This is a genomic window from Streptomyces sp. NPDC049813, from assembly GCF_044465085.1.
In the GTDB taxonomy this organism is placed as follows: Bacteria; Actinomycetota; Actinomycetes; order Streptomycetales; family Streptomycetaceae; genus Streptomyces.
In genome coordinates this window covers 185,913-204,157 of sequence record NZ_JBITLI010000001.1, presented here as the reverse complement: position 1 = coordinate 204,157, position 18,245 = coordinate 185,913, and the positions used below count along the sequence as shown (strand labels likewise).

16 protein-coding genes are annotated in these 18,245 nt (G+C 73.7%); 6 read left to right on the top strand and 10 right to left on the bottom strand.

Translation table 11 applies throughout. From position 1 onward, the window contains the following. Positions 1-170: 170 nt before the first annotated feature. The 3 genes from ACIBW6_RS00810 to ACIBW6_RS00800 form a co-directional block, all read right to left on the bottom strand. A complete protein-coding gene (locus tag ACIBW6_RS00810) occupies positions 171-1,010 on the bottom strand; it encodes an oxygenase MpaB family protein (RefSeq protein ID WP_399055081.1) in 840 nt (279 codons plus the stop codon). A gap of 210 nt (positions 1,011-1,220) precedes the next feature. Beyond that, positions 1,221-1,499 (bottom strand): hypothetical protein, encoded by a 279-nt coding sequence (locus tag ACIBW6_RS00805; RefSeq protein WP_399055079.1) that lies wholly within the window; start codon positions 1,497-1,499, stop codon positions 1,221-1,223. A gap of 63 nt (positions 1,500-1,562) precedes the next feature. Then, positions 1,563-3,035 carry an amino acid permease gene (locus ACIBW6_RS00800; RefSeq protein ID WP_399055077.1) on the bottom strand — a complete coding sequence of 491 codons (1,473 nt, stop codon included), beginning with the start codon at positions 3,033-3,035 and terminating at the stop codon, positions 1,563-1,565. 246 nt (positions 3,036-3,281) lie between these two features. Between ACIBW6_RS00800 and ACIBW6_RS00795 the strand changes: the two genes are divergently transcribed. Next, a complete protein-coding gene (locus ACIBW6_RS00795; RefSeq protein WP_399056355.1) occupies positions 3,282-4,061 on the top strand; it encodes a MerR family transcriptional regulator in 780 nt (259 codons plus the stop codon). Between the two features lie 16 nt (positions 4,062-4,077). On the opposite strand, the gene ACIBW6_RS00790 is transcribed toward ACIBW6_RS00795, so the two are convergent. From ACIBW6_RS00790 to ACIBW6_RS00775, 4 genes are all read right to left on the bottom strand, one after another. Continuing rightward, entirely contained in the window at positions 4,078-6,249 is a 2,172-nt protein-coding gene (locus ACIBW6_RS00790; RefSeq protein ID WP_399055075.1) for a 3-hydroxyacyl-CoA dehydrogenase NAD-binding domain-containing protein, read from the bottom strand. A 254-nt stretch (positions 6,250-6,503) separates the two neighbouring features. Further along, positions 6,504-7,718, bottom strand: a complete 1,215-nt coding sequence (locus tag ACIBW6_RS00785) for an acetyl-CoA C-acetyltransferase (RefSeq protein ID WP_399055073.1) — start codon at positions 7,716-7,718, stop codon at positions 6,504-6,506. 24 nt (positions 7,719-7,742) lie between these two features. After that, positions 7,743-8,885 carry an acyl-CoA dehydrogenase family protein gene (locus ACIBW6_RS00780; protein ID WP_399056352.1) on the bottom strand — a complete coding sequence of 381 codons (1,143 nt, stop codon included), beginning with the start codon at positions 8,883-8,885 and terminating at the stop codon, positions 7,743-7,745. Positions 8,886-8,893: 8 nt separating this feature from the next. Next, positions 8,894-10,042 carry a CaiB/BaiF CoA transferase family protein gene (locus tag ACIBW6_RS00775; protein WP_399055071.1) on the bottom strand — a complete coding sequence of 383 codons (1,149 nt, stop codon included), beginning with the start codon at positions 10,040-10,042 and terminating at the stop codon, positions 8,894-8,896. A 184-nt stretch (positions 10,043-10,226) separates the two neighbouring features. Here ACIBW6_RS00775 and ACIBW6_RS00770 point away from each other — a divergent pair, with 184 nt between their 5' ends. Beyond that, positions 10,227-11,456 carry a saccharopine dehydrogenase family protein gene (locus ACIBW6_RS00770; protein ID WP_399055069.1) on the top strand — a complete coding sequence of 410 codons (1,230 nt, stop codon included), beginning with the start codon at positions 10,227-10,229 and terminating at the stop codon, positions 11,454-11,456. Here ACIBW6_RS00770 and ACIBW6_RS00765 read toward each other — a convergent pair. Then, entirely contained in the window at positions 11,440-12,138 is a 699-nt protein-coding gene (locus ACIBW6_RS00765) for an endonuclease V (RefSeq protein ID WP_399055067.1), read from the bottom strand. The genes ACIBW6_RS00770 and ACIBW6_RS00765 overlap by 17 nt on opposite strands. Positions 12,139-12,147: 9 nt before the next feature. Continuing rightward, positions 12,148-12,762 carry an MSMEG_1061 family FMN-dependent PPOX-type flavoprotein gene (locus tag ACIBW6_RS00760; protein ID WP_399055065.1) on the bottom strand — a complete coding sequence of 205 codons (615 nt, stop codon included), beginning with the start codon at positions 12,760-12,762 and terminating at the stop codon, positions 12,148-12,150. Between the two features lie 154 nt (positions 12,763-12,916). Between ACIBW6_RS00760 and ACIBW6_RS00755 the strand changes: the two genes are divergently transcribed. The 4 genes from ACIBW6_RS00755 (at position 12,917) to ACIBW6_RS00740 (ending at position 17,029) form a co-directional block, all read left to right on the top strand. Beyond that, the gene (locus tag ACIBW6_RS00755) at positions 12,917-13,978 is read left to right on the top strand and encodes a FecCD family ABC transporter permease (RefSeq protein ID WP_399055063.1); all 1,062 of its coding nucleotides are present in this window, start codon (positions 12,917-12,919) and stop codon (positions 13,976-13,978) included. After that, positions 13,975-15,051, top strand: a complete 1,077-nt coding sequence (locus tag ACIBW6_RS00750; protein WP_399055061.1) for a FecCD family ABC transporter permease — start codon at positions 13,975-13,977, stop codon at positions 15,049-15,051. The genes ACIBW6_RS00755 and ACIBW6_RS00750 overlap by 4 nt, the downstream gene beginning before the upstream one ends. A 1-nt stretch (position 15,052) precedes the next feature. Then, positions 15,053-15,928, top strand: coding sequence for an ABC transporter ATP-binding protein (locus tag ACIBW6_RS00745; protein ID WP_399055059.1), 876 nt, complete (start codon positions 15,053-15,055; stop codon positions 15,926-15,928). 84 nt (positions 15,929-16,012) lie between these two features. Continuing rightward, positions 16,013-17,029, top strand: coding sequence for an iron-siderophore ABC transporter substrate-binding protein (locus tag ACIBW6_RS00740; RefSeq protein WP_399055057.1), 1,017 nt, complete (start codon positions 16,013-16,015; stop codon positions 17,027-17,029). A 60-nt stretch (positions 17,030-17,089) separates the two neighbouring features. Here ACIBW6_RS00740 and ACIBW6_RS00735 read toward each other — a convergent pair whose 3' ends face one another. Continuing rightward, the gene (locus tag ACIBW6_RS00735) at positions 17,090-18,172 is read right to left on the bottom strand and encodes a WD40/YVTN/BNR-like repeat-containing protein (protein ID WP_399055055.1); all 1,083 of its coding nucleotides are present in this window, start codon (positions 18,170-18,172) and stop codon (positions 17,090-17,092) included. Positions 18,173-18,245 lie beyond the last annotated feature (73 nt).

Here is an 18,245-nt window from a genome sequence, read left to right as displayed (position 1 = left end):
TTCGGCTGACCGCCCGGTGGGGGTCGGTCGCGCCGTTCCCCGCGCCCCTGAAAGGCGCACTGCGTGCGCCATCTCAGGGGCTCTGGGGCTGCGGCGGAGCCGCATGCTCCAGGGGCGCGGGGAACTGCGCGACCAGCCACGACGCGAGCCGCACCCGGCGGACGGGCCGGTCACGGCAGGCGCGCCACCGCCCTCGCCCGGCGCGCGAGCGGCAGGAACCGCAGGCGCTCCGGCAGGCGCGGCACGGTCCAGCGGACCAGTACCGCGAACCGCCGCAGCCGCCGCTCCTGGCGCGGGGTCCACGGGAGGCCGACCGCCTCCCGTGCCTCCGGCGGCAGCAGCCCGGTCGCCAGGAAGGCCATCGCCCGCGTGAGCGCGGGGCGCAGCGCGGGCCACAGCAGGCGCAGGACGGGGTGGCCCGGGGGCGGCGGGAGCGCGCGGTCGCGGGCGGTCAGTTCGTCGACCACCGCGTTCCGTGCGACCTCCTGGTCGAGCACCTTGCGGTAGTACGGCCAGAACTCCGCGGTCGTGCGCGGCATGTCCCGGTCGTGGATGCCGAGGATGCGGCCGACCATCAGCCACTCCGCGTAGAACCGCTCGTCCTCCTCGGGCGTGAAGGGGCGGGCGAAGTAGCGGCGGGCGTGGCGGGCGACGGGGTAGCCGGTCGCGTGGACCCAGGCGTAGTACGCCGGGGTCAGCGCGTGGTAGCGGCGACCGTGCGGGTCCGTGCCCTGGATCGTGCGGTGCAGGCGGCGCAGCCTGCGGCCCTCCTCGGCCGCCCCCTCGCCGCCGTAGACCCAGCGCAGGACCGAGGTGAGCGAGCGCTGCCCGCGGCCCCACGGGTCGGTGCGGAACACGGAGTGGTCGTCGACGCCGGCGCCGACGGCGGGGTGTGCGACCTGGAGCACGAACGCGGCGGGCAGCGCGAGCAGCGAGCGGACGTCGCCCGCGGTCTCCCAGAGGACGCCGCCGACCGGGGGCGGGGGCGGGTCCTGCGCGGGGGGCGTCATACGGGTTCCTGGGGGCGTGGAGGGCTGCTGCGGTCCGTCTCCCAGTATGCGCCGCCGCTCGCCGCGGCCGGACGCGGGCGGGCTCGGGGACGGGCGTCCCCAGAGAACCGGGCTGGGGGCGGGCCCCCCTCAGAGGCCGACCGTGGCGGCCCCGCCGCCGGAGAGCGGCCTCGGGGACGGCGTCGCCAGGAACCCGGCCCGCGGTGGAGCCTAGAGCTCGCCCCCGTACCGCTTGGCCAGGTCCGAGGCGAGTTCGGAGACGCAGGTGCACAGGTCCGTGACGGCCGCGGTGTGCGCGGAGCCGGCCGGGACGGGGTGGATCGGCACGACGAGGGCCCGCAGCTGCGGGCGGGCCGGCGGGGCGGGAGCCGCCCGCGCCGCCCGGCGGGGGCGCCGCCGGGCGGAGCTGAGCAGCACTGTCGTCAACGCGACCGCCGCCACGGCCAGTTGACCCGCCTTGAGGTGGACGTCCCACGGAACCAGGCCCATGCCCGGTTCTTACCCGGCCGGCCCCCGGGCGCAACGCGCGGGGGCCGCCCGGGACGGGGGTCGTTACTCGCCCTGGGAGCTGTCCGTGAGCTCCTGGCCCCCCTGCCGGGCGATGCGGCGGCGGGCGGCGAACCAGCCCACCACGAGCGCGACCGCGACGAGCGGGATCAGGGAGAGCGTCTTGCGGCCGGTCTCCGCGTCGTTCCACATGAGGCCGAGGACGGCGATCAGGAAGACGATCGTGACGATCTCGGTGACCGGGGACCACGGCAGGCGGAAGGAGGGGCGCCGGAGCTCGCCCTGCTTGGCGCGGCGGACGAACGCCAGGTGGGCCACCATGATCATGACCCAGGTGCCGATGATGCCGATCGAGGAGATCTCGATGACGATCTCGAAGGCGTCGTGCGGGAGCAGGTAGTTCAGGCCCACGCCGAGGACGCCGACGCCCGCGGTGAGCAGGATGCCGCCGTAGGGGACCTGGCTGCGGTTCATCCGGGCGGTGAACTTCGGGGCGGAGCCCGACATCGCCATGGAGCGCAGGATGCGGCCCGTGGAGTACAGGCCGGAGTTGAGCGAGGACATCGCCGCGGTCAGCACGACCAGGTTCATGATGTCGCCGATGCCGCCGATGCCCAGCTTGCTGAAGACGGTGACGAACGGGCTCTCGTCCGAGGAGTACACGGTGGACGGCAGCAGCAGGGCGAGCAGCAGCACCGAGCCGCAGTAGAACAGGGCCACCCGCCACATGATCGAGTTCACGGCGCGCGGGACGACCTTCTGCGGCTCGGCGGTCTCGCCGGCCGCGACGCCGACCAGCTCCAGGGCCGCGTAGGCGAAGACGACGCCCTGCATGACGAGGACCACGGACATCACGCCGCTCGGCATGAACCCGCCATGGTCCGTGATCACGCTCAGGCCCGGTGTCTGGCCGTCGATGGGGTGCTGCGTGGCGATCAGGAAGATGCCCACGAACAGGAAGGCCACCAGCGTGGCCACCTTGATGATCGCGAACCAGAACTCCATCTCGCCGAAGTACTTCACCGAGACGAGGTTGACGCCGAGCACGACGGCGAGGGCGATCAGCGCGAGGACCCACTGCGGGATGCTGGTGAAGGCGCTCCAGTACTGGGTGTAGAGCGCGATGGCCGTGATGTCGGCGATGCCGGTCATCGACCAGTTCAGGAAGTACATCCACCCCGCGACGTAGGCGCCCTTCTCACCGAGGAACTCGCGCGCGTACGACACGAAGGAACCGGAGGAGGGCCGGTAGACGACCATCTCACCGAGGGCGCGCACGACGAGGTACGCGAAGACCCCGCAGACGAGATAGGCGACCGCCAGGGCGGGCCCCGCCGAGTGGAGGCGGCCGCCCGCCCCCAGGAAGAGTCCGGTGCCGATCGCGCCGCCGATCGCGATCATGTTGACGTGGCGGGCCTTGAGGTCCTTGCTGTAACCGGCGTCGCCCGCGTCGGCGGGCGCCTGGGGCGCATCAGTGGGGGATGCGTCCAGGGCCGTGTTGACGGCGTCCTTGCTCACGTGGGGGTGTCCACTCTGTGGTGCCCGGCGACGCTCGGGTCGGCCGGGGTCCGGATGTCCTGCGGCCCGCGTCACCCCTGACAGTGCGCGGACCGACTGTGCACCTTCCCCCAGAGATCACCGGACACGCGGTGGCGGAGATCACATAGCGGCTTTTCTCACAAGGCGCTAAGGCGTCGCCACCGGCACTTTCACAACATCGGTGTGTCAGCAATACTGTTGAACCCGATCGACCCCGAGGCGGACATGACGACGGACATCACGACGGACACCCAGGACGTCAAGGACGCTGCGGACGCCGAGGCGGCGTCCGCCCTCACGCTGACCGTCGACGAGCTGGCCGCGCGCGCGGGCGTCACCGTCCGCACGATCCGCTTCTACAGCACGCGCGGACTGCTCCCGCCGCCGGTGATCGGCCCGCGCCGGGTCGGCCACTACGGGCAGGACCACCTCTCCCGGCTCGCCCTCATCGAGGAGTTGCAGCACCAGGGGATGACGCTCGCCGCGATCGAGCGCTACGTGGAGCAGCTGCCGGCCGACCTGAGCGCGCACGATCTGGCCATCCACCGCGCGGTGGTGGCGAGCTGGGCCCCGGACGCCGCCGAGGACATGGAACGCGCCGAGCTGGAGCGGCGGGCGGGCCGCGCCCTGTCCGGCACGGACCTGGACCGGCTCGGCGCCATGGGCGTCGTCGCGTACCAGGAGGACACCGACGCGTACCGCGTGGACGTGGGGCTGCTGCGCCTGGGGGTGCAGCTGCTCGGCGTGCCGATCGCGCACGAGACGATCCTCGCCTCCCGCACCGTCCTGCTGGCGCACGCCCGGCAGGCGGCGCACGAGCTGTCACGGCTGTTCCGCGACGAGGTGTGGGGGCCCTACCGGGAGCGCGAGGCGGACCCGGAGCACGTCGCGGCGATGAAGTCGCTCTCCGCCCACATGCAGCCGATGGTCGTCCAGGCGCTGGTGACGGCCTTCCAGCGGTCGCTGAAGGAGGAGCTGCGGGAGGCGTTCGACGCCGAGGGCTGACCGCCTCCCGCGGCCGTCAGTCGGAGAAGGTCTCGCCCTTCTCCGCCTTCTCCACCAGGAGCGCGGGCGGCAGGAACCGGTCGCCGTACCGCTCGGCCAGCTCGCGCGCGCGGGCGACGAACCCGGTGGGGCCGCCCTCGTAGCCGTTGATGTACTGGAGCACACCGCCGGTCCACCCCGGGAAGCCGATGCCGAAGATGGAGCCGATGTTGGCGTCGGCGACGGAGGTCAGGACGCCCTCCTCCAGGAGCCGCACGGTGTCGAGCGCCTCCGAGAAGAGCATGCGCTCCTGCATGTCACGGAACGGGATCTCCGCGCCCGGCTTCGTGAAGTGCTCGCGCAGGCCGGGCCAGAGCCCGGCGCGCCTGCCGTCCTCGCCGTACTCGTAGAAGCCCGCGCCGCCACTGCGGCCGGTGCGGCCGAACTCGTCGACCATGCGGTCGATGACGCCCTCGGCCGGGTGCGCGGTCCACTCGCCGCCCGCCTCGGCGATCGCCGCCTTCGTCTCGTTGCGGATCTTGCGGGGCAGGGTGAGGGTCAGCTCGTCCATCAGGGAGAGCACCTTGGCCGGGTAGCCGGCCTGGCCCGCGGCCTGCTCGACGGAGGCGGGCTCGATGCCCTCGCCGACCATGGCGACGCCCTCGTTGATGAAGTGGCCGATCACCCGCGACGTGAAGAAGCCGCGCGAGTCGTTGACGACGATCGGCGTCTTGTTGATCTGCCGGACGAGGTCGAAGGCGCGGGCCAGCGCCTCGGCGCCGGTCTGCTCGCCCTTGATGATCTCGACCAGCGGCATCTTGTCGACGGGCGAGAAGAAGTGCAGGCCGATGAAGTCGGCGCGGCGCTCGACGCCCTCGGCGAGGACGCTGATCGGCAGCGTAGAGGTGTTGGAGCAGAGCAGCGCGTCGGGGGCGACGACGTGCTGGATCTCCTGGAACACCTTGTGCTTGAGGGCAGGGTCCTCGAAGACGGCCTCGATGACGGCGTCGCAGCCGGCCAGCGCCTGCGGGTCGGCGGTGGGCGTGATGCGGGCGAGCAGCGCGTCGGCCTTCTCCTGGGTGGTGCGGCCGCGCTTCACCGCCTTCTCGCACAGCTTCTCGGAGTAGCCCTTGCCCTTGGCGGCGGCCTCGGCCGACACGTCCTTGAGGACGACGTCGATGCCCGCGCGGGCGCAGGAGTAGGCGATGCCCGCGCCCATCATCCCCGCGCCGAGCACGGCGACCCTGGTGACCTTGCGCGGCTCGACGCCCTGGGGGCGGTTGGCGCCCGAGTTGACGGCCTGGAGGTCGAAGAAGAACGCCTGGATCATGTTCTTCGCGGTCTGCCCGGTGACCAGCTCGGTGAAGTAGCGGGCCTCGATGGTCAGGGCGGTCTCGAAGTCGACCTGGGAGCCCTCGACCGCGGCGGCGAGGATGTTCCGCGGGGCCGGGTAGGGGGCGCCGTTCAGCTGCTTCTTGAGGTTGGCCGGGAAGGCCGGGAGGTTCGCGGCGAACTTGGGGTGGGCCGGGGTGCCGCCGGGGATGCGGTAGCCGGGCTTGTCCCAGGGCTGCTGGGACTCGGGGTGGGCGTCGATGAAGGCGCGGGCCTTCTCGATCATCTCCTCCCGGGTGGCGGCCACTTCGTGGACCAGGCCGTTCTCCAGGGCGCGCCGCGGGGTGTACTGGGTGCCCTGGAGCAGGACCTTGAGGAGGGCGTCGGCGATGCCCATGAGGCGGACGGTGCGGGTGACGCCGCCGCCGGCCGGGAGCAGGCCGAGGGTGACCTCGGGGAGGCCGATCTTGGAGCCGGGGGCGTCGAGGGCGACGCGGTGGTGGCTGGCGAGGGCGATCTCGTAGCCGCCGCCGAGCGCCGCGCCGTTGATCGCGGCGACGACCGGCTTGCCGAGGGTTTCGATGCGGCGCAGCGAGTTCTTGATACCGGTGCCGGTCTCGAAGACGGCCTGGGCGTCCTCGGGGCCGGCCTTCATCATGTCCTTCAGGTCACCGCCCGCGAAGAAGGTCTTCTTGGCGGAGGTGTAGATGATGCCCCGGATCGTGTCGCGCTCGGTCTCGGCGCGGTCGGCGATCGCGGCGATGGAGTCCTTGAACGCCTGGTTCATGGTGTTCGCGGACTGGTTCGGGTCGTCCAGGACGAGGGTGACGATGCCGGTGTCGTCCTGTTCCCAGTGGATGGTGGTGCTCTGCGTCATGTCTGCGTCTCCGTGAAGTCTTGTGCGGGGAAGTTTTTGGCGGGATCTGGGGCGGGCGGCGGTGTTTCGTGGCCGGGTGCGGTCCGGTGGGGCTTCTCGCGCAGTTCCCCGCGCCCCTGAAGGCGAGCGGCTACGCCGCTCGGCCTTCATCGGGGAAATGCGGCGCGAAGCGCCTGCATTTCAGGGGCGCGGGGAACTGCGCGACCAGCCACGACGCGACCCGCACCCGGCGATGAACAGCCGCCCCTAGGGCGCTACACCCGCTCCACGATCGTGGCGATCCCCATCCCCCCGCCGACGCACAACGTGGCCAGCCCGTACCGGAGGTCCCTGCGCTCCAGCTCGTCCACGAGCGTGCCCAGGATCATCGCCCCGGTGGCCCCCAGCGGGTGCCCGAGCGCGATCGCCCCGCCGTTGACGTTGACCTTGTCCAGCGACAACCCCATGTCTCGCACGAAGCGGAGCACCACCGCCGCGAACGCCTCGTTGATCTCGACGAGGTCGATGTCGTCGATGGTCAGGCCGGCCTTGGCGAGCGCCTTGCGGGTCGCGGGCGCCGGGCCGGTGAGCATGATGGTCGGCTCGGAGCCGGAGACGGCCGCGGAGACGATCCGGGCGCGCGGCACGATTCCGTACCGCTCCCCCACCTCGCGCGAGCCGATCGCGACCAGCGACGCCCCGTCGACGATGCCGGAGGAGTTCCCCGCGTGGTGCACGTGGTCGATCTTCTCGACCCAGTGGTACTTCTGGAGCGCGACCGCGTCGAAGCCGCCCAGGTCGCCGATGTCCTTGAAGGACGGCTTGAGCTTGGCCAGCGAGTCCGCGGTGGTGCCCGGGCGCAGGAACTCGTCGTGGTCCAGGACGGTCAGGCCGCTGCGGTCCCGGACGGGGACGAGCGACCGGTCGAAGCGTCCGTCCTTCACCGCGGCGGCGGCCCGCTCCTGGGAGAGCGCCGCGTACTCGTCCACGTCGCGCCGCGAGAAGCCCTCGATAGTGGCGATGAGGTCGGCGCCGATGCCCTGCGGCACGAACCCGGTCTCGAAGTTGGTCATCGGGTCGGCGAACCAGGCGCCCCCGTCGGAGGCCATCGGCACGCGGGACATCGACTCGACGCCGCCCGCCAGGACGAGCTCCTCCCAGCCGGAGCGGACCTTCATCGCCGCGAGGTTGACGGCTTCCAGGCCGGAGGCGCAGAAGCGGTTCTCCTGGACCCCGGCGACGGTGTCGGGCAGCCCCGCGGCGATGGCCGCGATCCGGGCGATGTCGGAGCCCTGGTCGCCGACCGGGCCCACCACGCCGAGGACGATGTCGTCGATGGCGGCGGGGTCCAGGTCCGGGAAGCGGGAGCGCAGTTCGTGGATGAGGCCGACGACGAGGTCGATCGGCTTGGTGCCGTGCAGCGAGCCGGCGGCCTTGCCCCGGCCGCGCGGGGTGCGGATCGCGTCGTAGACGTACGCGTCTGTCGTCACGGAAGTGCCTTTCAACGAGGGTGGTCAGGACAGCAGCGAACGGCCGATGATCTCCTTCATGATCTCGGTCGTGCCGCCGTAGATGGTCTGGATGCGGCCGTCGGTGAAGGCCTTCGCGACGCGGTACTCGCTCATGTACCCGTAGCCGCCGTGCAGTTGCAGGCAGCGGTCGGCGACGCGCTTCTGCAGTTCGGTCGCCCACCACTTGGCCATGGAGGCGTGGACGGCGTCGAGGGTGCCGGCCGCGTGGTCCTCGATGCAGCGGTCGAGGAACGCGCGGGTGACGGCGCACTCGGTGGCCATCTCGGCTATCTCGAACCGGATGTGCTGGAGTTTGGCGAGCGGCCGGCCGAACGCCTCGCGCTCCTTGACGTACGTCGTGGTGATCTCCAGGAGGTGCTCGGCGGCGGCGATGGCGGCGACGGCGATGCCCATGCGCTCCTGCGCCAGATTGGTCATCAGGTGCAGGAAGGCCCCGTCGCGTTCTCCGAGCAGATTCTCCTTCGGGACCCGCACGTCGGAGAAGAACAGCTCGGCCGTGTCCTGCGCCTTCTGGCCGATCTTGTCGAGGTTGCGGCCGCGCTCGAAGCCCGCCGTGCCACGCTCGACGACCAGCAGGGACAGGCCGTGGGCGCCGCCCTCCGGTGTGGTCCTCGCGACCACGATCACCAGGTCGGCGAGGATGCCGTTGGAGATGAAGGTCTTGGAGCCGTTGAGCAGCCAGTGGTCGCCCCGGTCCTCTGCGGTGGTGCGGATGCCCTGGAGGTCGGAGCCGGCGCCGGGCTCGGTCATCGCGATGGCGGTGATGGTGGAGCCGTCACAGAACCCGGGCAGCCAGCGCCGCTTCTGCTCGTCGGTGGCGAGGGAGGTCAGGTACGGGCCGATGATGTCGTTGTGCAGGCCGACGGCGAGGCCCGCGGCGCCCGCGCGCGTGAACTCCTCGGCCAGGACGGCGCCGTAGCGGAAGTCGGTGGTCCCGCCGCCCCCGTACTCCTCGGGCACGGCGAGGCCGAGCAGCCCCTGGCGCCCGGCGGCGAGCCAGGCCTCGCGCGCGACGACGCCGTCCTTCTCCCACTGCTCGTAGTACGGGGTGACCTCCTTGTCGAGGAAGGTGCGGACGGTCGCGCGGAACGCCTCGTGCTCGGCGCTGAACAGGCGTCGCTCCATGCTGTCGATCAACTGCCTTTCTTGATGGGTCCGTCGAGCTCGGGTACGCCCCAGTCGCGGGCCACGTCCGCGGTGTCGGCGCCCGGCCGGGCGGGGCCCGAGCGGACGGCGGTGGGGGTGGCGGAGAAGCGCGGCGCAGGGGCGGGCTGGGTGAGGCCGCCGTGGTCGACGAAGGTGCCACGGGCGGCGAGGTGCGGATGGCCGGGCGCCTCGAGCAGGGTCAGGACGGGGGCCACGCAGGCGTCGCTCCCGTCGAAGACGGCCGTCCACTCGTCCCGGGTCCGCTGCCTGAAGCGGGCGGCGACGAGGGTGCGCAGCTCGTCCCAGCGGGTCAGGTCCCCGCGGTCGGGCGCGCCGCCGGCCAGCCCCAGCAGGCCGATGAACTCGTCGTAGAACTGCTGCTCCAGGGCGCCGACGGCCATGTACCCGCCGTCGGCGGTCTCGTACGTGCCGTAGAACGGGCAGCCGCCGTCGAGGAGGTTGGCGCCGCGCCGGTCCTGCCAGCTGCCGGCGGCGAGCATGCCGTGGATCATCGCGGTGAGGTGGGAGGTGCCGTCGACGATCGCGGCGTCGACGACCTGTCCGGCGCCGGTGGCGCGGGCGTGGTGGAGCGCGGCGAGGACGCCGACGACCAGGTAGAGGGAGCCGCCGGCGTAGTCCCCGACGAGGTTGGCGGGGACGGCCGGCGGCTCGCCGGGGCCGCCGATCATGCCGAGGGTGCCGGTGACCGCGATGTAGCCGATGTCGTGGCCGGCGCGCTGGGCGAGCGGGCCGTCCTGGCCCCAGCCGGTCATCCGGCCGTAGACCAGCCGCGGGTTGCGGGCGTGGCACGCCTCGGGGCCCACGCCGAGCCGCTCGGCGACGCCCGGCCGGTACCCCTCGATCAGCACGTCGGCGCGGTCGGTGAGGCGCAGCACCCGCTCGGCGCCGTCCGCCGCCTTGAGGTCGACGACCACGGACCGCTTGTTGCGGTTGGTGAGGTCGCACGCGGGGTCGATCCCGAGGCGCGCGCCGCCGGGCCGGTCGACCCGCACGACATCGGCGCCGAGGTCGGCGAGGAGCATCGCGGCGAACGGTCCCGGGCCGATCCCGGCGAGTTCGACCACGCGCACTCCGGCGAGCGGACCGCCGCTCTCCTCTGTGCCTGCCACTGCCATCCCGCCACGCCCCCAGTCTGTGACACAACTGATGTAACACCAGTGATGCTATGAACCCGTCCCGGTCAGCACAACCCCCCGGCGAGCAAGCGCTTAGCCAATTCGCGGCCCGCCAGGACCCGCGGGCGCCGCGCACGCTAGCCTCGGCCACCGACGACGGCGGGCGAGCACGGCGAGGAGTGTCATGAACAGGCCTGGAACCCCCGGTGACCCCGGGTCCGCGGACCGGACGTACGACGTGGTGCTGTTCGGGGCCACGGGTTTCGTGGGGGTGCTCACCGCCGAGTACCTCGCGGCGCACGCTCCCGAAGGCCTGCGCTGGGCGGTCGCGGGGCGCGACACGGCCAAGCTGGAGCGGCTGCGCGAGCGGCTGACGGGGATCGACCCGGCGTGCGCGGTGCTGCCGCTGGAGCGCGCGGACGTGGCCGACGCGGCTTCGCTGCGCGAACTGGCCGCCCGTACGCGCGTGCTGGCCACGACCGTGGGCCCGTACCTGGAGTACGGGGAGGCGCTGGTGGCCGCGTGCGCGGAGGCGGGCACCGACTATCTGGACCTCACGGGCGAGCCCGAGTTCGTGGACCTCATGTATGTGCGGCACGACGCCCGCGCGCGCGAGACGGGCGCCCGGCTCGTGCACGCCTGCGGCTTCGACTCGGTCCCGCACGACCTGGGCGCGTACTTCACCGTGCAGCAGCTGCCGGAGGAGGTGCCGCTGCGGGTGGACGGGTTCGTCCGGACGAACGCCACGTTCTCGGGCGGTACCTTCGCCTCCGCCCTGAACCAGTTCGGGCGCGCGCGGCAGATGCTCGCCGCGCGGCAGGACCGGCGGCGCCACGAGCCGCGCCTCGTGGGGCGCACGGCGTACGCGCCGACGGGAGCGCCGCGGTTCGCCAAGGAGGTCGGGGCGTGGGCCCTGCCGCTGCCGACGATCGACCCGCAGGTGGTGCAGCGCTCGGCGCGGGCCGTCGCCCGCTACGGCCCCGACTTCCGCTACCGGCACTACGCGGCCGTGAAGACGCTGCCGTTCGCGGTGGGCGGGGCCGCGGCCGCCGGGGCCCTCTTCGCGGCGGCCCAGGTGCCGGCCGTGCGGCGCCGGATCGGCGGCCGGCTGCTGCCCGGTGACGGGCCCGACGAGGCGCGCCGGGCCGCGAGCTGGTTCTCGGTGCGGTTCGTGGGCGAGGGCGGCGGGCACCGCGTCTGCACCGAGGTGTCCGGCGGGGACCCCGGTTACACGGAGACGGCGAAGATGCTGGCGGAGGCCGCGCTCAGTCTGGCGCTGGACGAACTCCCCGAGACGTGCGGGCAGGTGACGCCCGTCGTGGCGATGGGCGACGCGCTGATCGCGCGGCTGCGGGCGGCGGGGATCGGCTTCCGGGTCGCCGCGCGCCGGGAGACGGTCACGGACCCGCGGTGAGGTCGAGCAGCGCGTCGCGGCAGAGCCGGTCGGCCCTGCGGGTGGTCTCCGGCAGCCGGTAGGCGGGGGTCAGGGCCAGGGTGTGCGCGCACGCGCCCGCCAGGGAGATCCGGTGGCCCACCGACACGTAGACCGGCTTCACGCCCGTGCGGGTGCGCAGGGCGCGGCCGACCTCCTCGTCCCCGTCCAGGAGGGCGGCGGCGCTCCCCCGCCCGGCGCCCAGCGCGCCGTGCTCGAAGGCGAACGGGTTCTTGGCGACGCCCATGGTGGGCAGCCCGGTGAGCACGCCGAGGTGGCTCGCGAGGCCGAAGCGGCGCGGGTGGGCGAGGCCGTAGCCGTCGCAGACCACGAGGCCCGGGTCGGTGCGCAGCGCCTCCAGGGCGCCGAGGACCGCGGGGATCTCCCGGAACGCCAACAGGCCCGGTACGTAGGGGAAGGCGACGCGCCCGACGGCCGTGGCCTCCTCGACCACGTCGAGCGTCGCGGCGTCCAGCACGACGGCGGCCGCCGCGACGAGATCGCGCGCGTCGTCGTACGCGACGTCGATCCCGGTGACCGTGCCGCTCCCCGGCGCGGGCCCGCTCTCGTCCCGTACGACGCGCCCGCGCAGCGCGTCCTGCACCGCCCGCGCCGCCTCCTCGTCCACCGGCCAGCCGGCGGGGACCCCCGTGATCGTCCGCATGGGGCAAGCCTAGGAGGCCGCCCGCCGGGGGCGCTGTCCGCCCTGCCATGACTCCGGCTTCCACAGGCCCGCGCGGTGCAGTGACTGCGGGCAGTGGAGGTAGACGTCTTCGATGTCCAGGAGCAGCGCGAGGGCGGGGCGTTGCCCCTTGACGGTCATGGCGTCGAAGAAGGGGGCGTCGGTGAGGATGCGGGCCCGGCCGTTGACGCGGAGCACGTCGGTGGTGCCGGGTATCAGGAAGAGCAGGCCCGCGTGCGGGTTCTCCAGGATGTTGTGGAAGCTGTCGCCGCGGCGGTTGCCGGGCCGGTCCGGGAGGGCGAGCGTGGCGTCGTCGACGACGTGCGCGAACCCGGGGCCGTCCCCGCGCGGCGACACGTCGCAGGCGCCCCGGGCGTCGGCCGTGGCGAGCAGGCAGAACGGCGAGCGGCCGATCAGCTCGCGGTCCCGGTCGTCGAGCCGGGAGTGGACCTTGTCGATCACGATCGGGTGCGGCTCGCCGAGGATCTCGCGCAGTTGTGTCGCGGACCGCAGTTCCGCGTAGCCGGCCTCCGGGTCGCCGGGCGTCGTGGGCGCGAGGGTGTCCGGGGTGTGCAGCAAGCCGACTCCTGGTGTCGTACGGGCCATTGGTGACGCCCGAGAGGGGCGCGCGGGTAGTTGCCCGATGAACCTTATCTGATGTTAGGTTAGCCTCACCTTATGACTGGAACCGGTGGTTCCAGTGGTTCCAGTACCTGCCGCTGCGCGGCCGACGCCGGACGGCGGACAAGGAACACATCCAGTGCAACTCACCGTGGCGGGACCGAAGGCGCCCGCGCGCCGCCCGGCTCCCGCGGCCTCCCCGCGCGGCGGACGGCTGCTCCTCGGCCTGGGCTGCGTCGCCCTCGCCCTCGCCGCCGCCGTGGCCCTCAGCCTCGGCGTCGGCTCGGGCCATGTCCCGCTCGGCGACGTCGTCGCCGGCCTCTTCCACCCCGACCGGGGCGAGCGCGCCCAGCTCATCGTGCGGGAGGTCCGCGTCCCGCGGACGGCGGCCGGGCTGCTCGCGGGCGCGGCGCTCGGGCTCGCGGGCGCCGTCATGCAGGGCGTGGCCCGCAACCCGCTCGCCGACCCCGGCCTGTTGGGGGTCAACGCCGGCGCCTCCGTCTTCGTGGTCCTCGCCATCAGCGTGCTCTCCCTGACCGACCCCCAGCAGTACATCTGGTTCGGCTTCCTCGGCGCCTGCCTGGCCGCCGTCCTCGTCCACGGGGTGGGCAGCATGGGCCGGGAGGGCGCCACCCCGGTGAAGCTCGCCCTGGCCGGGGCGGCCGTGGCCGCCGCCCTCTCCGCCGTCACCAGCGCGATGCTGCTGACGGACAGCGCCACCTTCGACCAGTTCCGCTTCTGGCAGGTCGGCTCGCTCACCGGCCGCGAACCGGCGGTGCTGTGGCAGGCCCTGCCGTTCATCGCCACGGGCGGCGTCGCGGCCCTCGCCCTCGGCCCGCAGCTCAACACCCTCGCTCTGGGCGACGACACGGCCCGCGGGCTCGGCCAGCGGATCGCCCTGGCCCGGCTCGGCGCCGCGGTCTGCGTGGTCCTGCTCTGCGGAGCCGCGACGGTCGTCGCGGGCCCGATCGCCTTCGTGGGCCTGGCCGTTCCGCACGCGGCGCGCCTGCTCACCGGCCCCGACTACCGGTGGATCCTGCCCTACAGCACCCTGCTCGCGCCGACCTCGCTGCTGCTCGCCGACGTCACCGGCCGGCTGATCGCCCGGCCCGGCGAGGTGCAGGTCGGCGTGATGACGGCGGCGCTGGGTGCCGTCCCGTTCGTCCTGCTCGTGCGCCGCAGGAAGACGGTGGAGTTGTGAGCGGCACCCTCCGTCCCGCGGCGGCCGCACACCCTGGGGCGCGGGCGGCGACGGCCCGGGTCTCCTCGGCACGGCGGCGGGGCCGCGCCCGGTACACCGCGGTCAGCGGCGTCCTGCTGCTGGCCGCGTTCGCCGGGTTCTGCGTCGCGCTCAGCTTCGGCGACTACACCGTGCCCCTGCCCGACGTGCTCGCCACCCTGCTGGGCGGCGGTGACTCCGGCACGCGGTTCGTCGTCCTCGAACTGCGGCTGCCGCGCGCCCTGTTGGCCGTGCTGGTCGGCGGTTGCTTCGGCCTCTCGGGTGCCGTGTTCCAGACCCTGCTGCGCAATCCGCTGGCGAGCCCCGACGTGATCGGGGTCAGCTCCGGGGCGGGGGCGGCCGTCGTGCTCGCGGGCGGCCTGTTCGGGCTGAGCGGCACCCCGCTGTCCTTCGTGGCGCTGGCCGGCGCCCTCGCCGCGGGCGCCGCGGTCTACCTGCTCGCCTGGCGCAAGGGCGTGAGCGGGTACCGGCTCGTCCTGGTCGGCCTGGGCATCGGCACGGGCCTGTCGAGCGTGATCTCGTACCAGATGACGCGGTCGGACGTCACCGAGGCGCAGACCGCGTTCCTGTGGCTGGCCGGCAGCCTCAACGGCCGGTCCTGGCCGCAGTTCTGGCCGCTGCTCACCGGCGCCGCGGTCCTCGTGCCGCTGACCGCCCTCGCGGCCCGCGCCCTGTCCGCGCTGCAACTGGGCGACGACGCGGCCGGCGGGCTCGGCGCCCGCGTCGAGCGGGACCGGCTCGCCCTGCTGGCCTGCGCCACCGCTCTCGCCGGGGTGGCGACCGCCGCCGCGGGACCCGTCGGCTTCGTCGCCTTCGTGTCGCCGCCGATCGCCCGGCGCCTGCTGCCGGGCCAGGGGGCCGCGCTGCTGCCGTCCGCCCTGACCGGAGCGGTGCTCGTGATCGTCGCCGACCTCGCCGCCCAGCACCTGGTGCCCGGCACCCAGTTGCCCGTCGGCATCGTCACGAGCGTGATCGGCGCCCCGTACCTGCTGTGGCTGCTGGCCCGCGCCAACCGCGCCGGACAGGGCGGCTGACATGGCCCCGCACTCCCCCGTACCCACCCTCCGCCCCGCCGACGAGGAGACTCTTGTGGCGTCCCCGCACACCTTGCAGGCCCGCGGCCTCACTCTCGGCTACGGCGAACGCCGCATCGTCTCCGGGCTCGACGTCGACATCCCGCCCGGCCGGATCACGGTCGTGGTCGGCCCGAACGCCTGCGGCAAATCGACGCTGCTGCGGTCGATGGCCCGGCTGCTCGCCCCCACGGCCGGCACGGTCCTGCTCGACGGGCGCAGCGTGCACACCATGTCCACCAAGGAGGTGGCCGCCGTGCTCGGCGTGCTGCCGCAGACGCCGGTGGCCCCCGAGTCGATCACCGTGGCCGATCTGGTCGGCCGAGGCCGCTACCCGCACCAGGGCTGGTTCCGGCGGTGGACGCCGGCCGACGACGAGGCCGTCGCCGCCGCCCTGCACGCGACGGACGTCCTCGACCTCGCCGAGCGCTCCCTCGACGAGCTCTCCGGCGGTCAGCGCCAGCGCGTGTGGATCGCCATGGCGCTGGCCCAGCAGACGGACGTACTGCTCCTCGACGAACCGACGACCTACCTCGACATCAGCCATCAGCTCGACGTCCTCGACCTGCTGACCGACCTCAACCGCGAGCGCGGCGTCACGCTCGTCGTGGTCCTGCACGACCTCAACCTGGCCTGCCGCTACGCCGACCACCTCGTCGCCATGAAGGACGGGCGCATCGTCGCCGAGGGCGCGCCGGGCGACATCGTCGACGAGACCCTCGTCGAGGAGGTCTTCGGACTGCGCAGCGCCGTCGTCCCCGACCCCGCGTCCGGCACCCCGCTCATCGTCCCGATGGGCCGCCACCACGTCGGCGTCCCGCCCGCACCCGCCCCGTGACTCCCGCGCCTCGGGAAATCCCCTGACTTCCGCGCCTGCCCGGAGAACCCCGTGAATCCCCTGCCCCAGGAAAAGAGCAGACCCATGCCCACCCCCTCCCCCCGCTCCGGCCGCCGCCGGTCCCGGTTCCTCGTCGGCGCGCTCGCCCTCGCGCTCGCCGGCTCGCTCGCGGCCTGCGGCTCCGGCACGGACGACGCCGCCGGCGGCGCGGGCCAGAAGTCCTCCGGCGCCTTCCCCGCGAAGGTCGCCACCAAGTTCGGCTCCGTCACGGTCCCCGCGCGGCCCGAGCGGGTCGTCGCCCTCGGCTGGGGCGACGCGGAGACGGCGCTCGCGCTCGGCGTGCAGCCGGTCGCGGCGAGCGACTGGCTGGCGTTCGGCGGCGACGGCGTCGGCCCCTGGGCCAGGGGGAAGTACGCCGCGTCGCCGCGGAAGATCGGCACGCTGGAGCCCGAGTACGAGAAGATCGCCGCGCTCAAGCCGGACCTGATCCTCGACACCAAGTCCAGCGGTGACCAGACCCGGTACGACACCCTCAGCAAGATCGCGCCGACGGTCGGGGTGCCGAAGGGCGGCGACCAGTACAAGATCTCCTGGGAGAAGCAGACGACGATGGTCGCCCAGGCGCTCGGCGTGCCCGGCAAGGGCGAGAAGCTGATCGCGGACACCGGGAAGCAGTTCGCGAAGGCGGCGGCCGCGCACCCGGAGTTCCGGGACAGGACGATCACCGTCGGCTCGCGCACGGCCTCGTCCTGGGGCGCGTACGTGCACGGCACCGGCCGGCTGGACTTCGTCGAACGGCTCGGGTTCACCGCCAACCCGGCGGTGGAGAAGAAAGCGGGCAGCGCGTTCTCCGTGCCGGTCTCGGAGGAGAAGCTGCAGCTGCTCGACGCCGATCTCGTGGTCATGGCGCCGATCGGCACCACGGCGAAGAAGATCAGCGCCGACCCGCTGTTCGCGTCGCTGCCCGCGGTCGAGAAGGGGCACGCGGTGGTCTTCGACGACAAGAACATCAGCTCGGCCTTCGCCACCGACTCGGTGCTGTCCGTGCGGTACGCGCTCACGCACGTGGTGCCGCTGTTCGCGGGGGCCATGAAGGGATAGGGCGGTAGTGCCCCGCTGTTCGCCCAGGCACCGAAGGCGCAGCGGGGCAGGTGCCCCGGGTCAGGAACCCAGGCGCGCCACGCGTCCCTTCTCGCCCGCCGCCCAGCAGGCGCCGTCACGCGTGCAGTCGACCGTGTCGTACGACCCCTGGTCCACGGTCCGCCAGGTGCGGCCGCCGTTCGTGGTGAGGTCGGTGCCGGTCGGGCCGACGGCGAGGGCGGCGGAGCGGCTGCGCGGGAGCCAGGCGACGCCGGAGCGGTAGGCGGGCGGGGGCTGCGCCGACGGGGTCCAAGTGCGTCCGGCGTCGGCGGTCACCGCGGCGGCGCGTGGGGAGGGCAGGCCCGCGGTGTAGTCGCCGCCGACGGCGATGCCGTGCGTACGGTCGCGGAAGGCGAGGCCGAAGACGCCCCGGGCCGGATCGCCCGCCGGGACCGGCGTCCGGGTCGCGGTCCAGGTCAGGCCCCGGTCCGCGGAGTGCAGCACCCGGGAGACGGCGCCGCCGCCGGTGGCCAGCCAGACGTCCCGCGGCCCGGACGCCACCAGGCACTGCCCCGACGCCGCGAACCCCGCCTCGCCGGGCTGCGCGTCCGGCATCCCGGCGTCCGGCAGGACCCGCCACGAACGCCCGCCGTCGCGCGTCGACAGGATGCGGTACTTGCCGTCGACCGGATCGCTCATCGCGAGGCCGTGGCGGGTGTCGAAGAACGTGACGCAGTCGTAGAAGGCCTGGGGGTCGGTGTTGCGGAACGACTCCGTCCAGGTGGCGCCGCCGTCGTCGGTGCGCAGGATCCGGGACGCCTCCCCCTCGCCGATGGCCAGGACCACCGCCCGCCGCGCGTCGAACGCCTCGATGTCGCGAAACTCCAGCTCCTGCGCGCCGGGCGGCGACACCGCACGCCACCGCGCGCCGCCGTCCGTGGTGCGCAGCACCGTGCCCCCGCTCCCGGCGAGCCACGCCGTGCGCCGGTCGACGGCGGCGAGGCCCCGGAACCGGGCGTCGCTGCCCGAGTCCTGCGCGTGCCAGAGCTGCCGCGCCTCCCCCGCCGGCGTCCGGGCCGCGGCCGGTGCCGGCGCCGTCCCGAGGGCGAAGGCCGCGAGCACGGCCGCTCCCAGCGCCGTCAGCGCCGTGCTCTTCCGGCGCACGGCAGCCCCCGTCCCCGCGCGCCCGGGGTCTCGCCGCTTGCGCGGGCTGACCGGCGTGCTCGGCGTTCCCAGG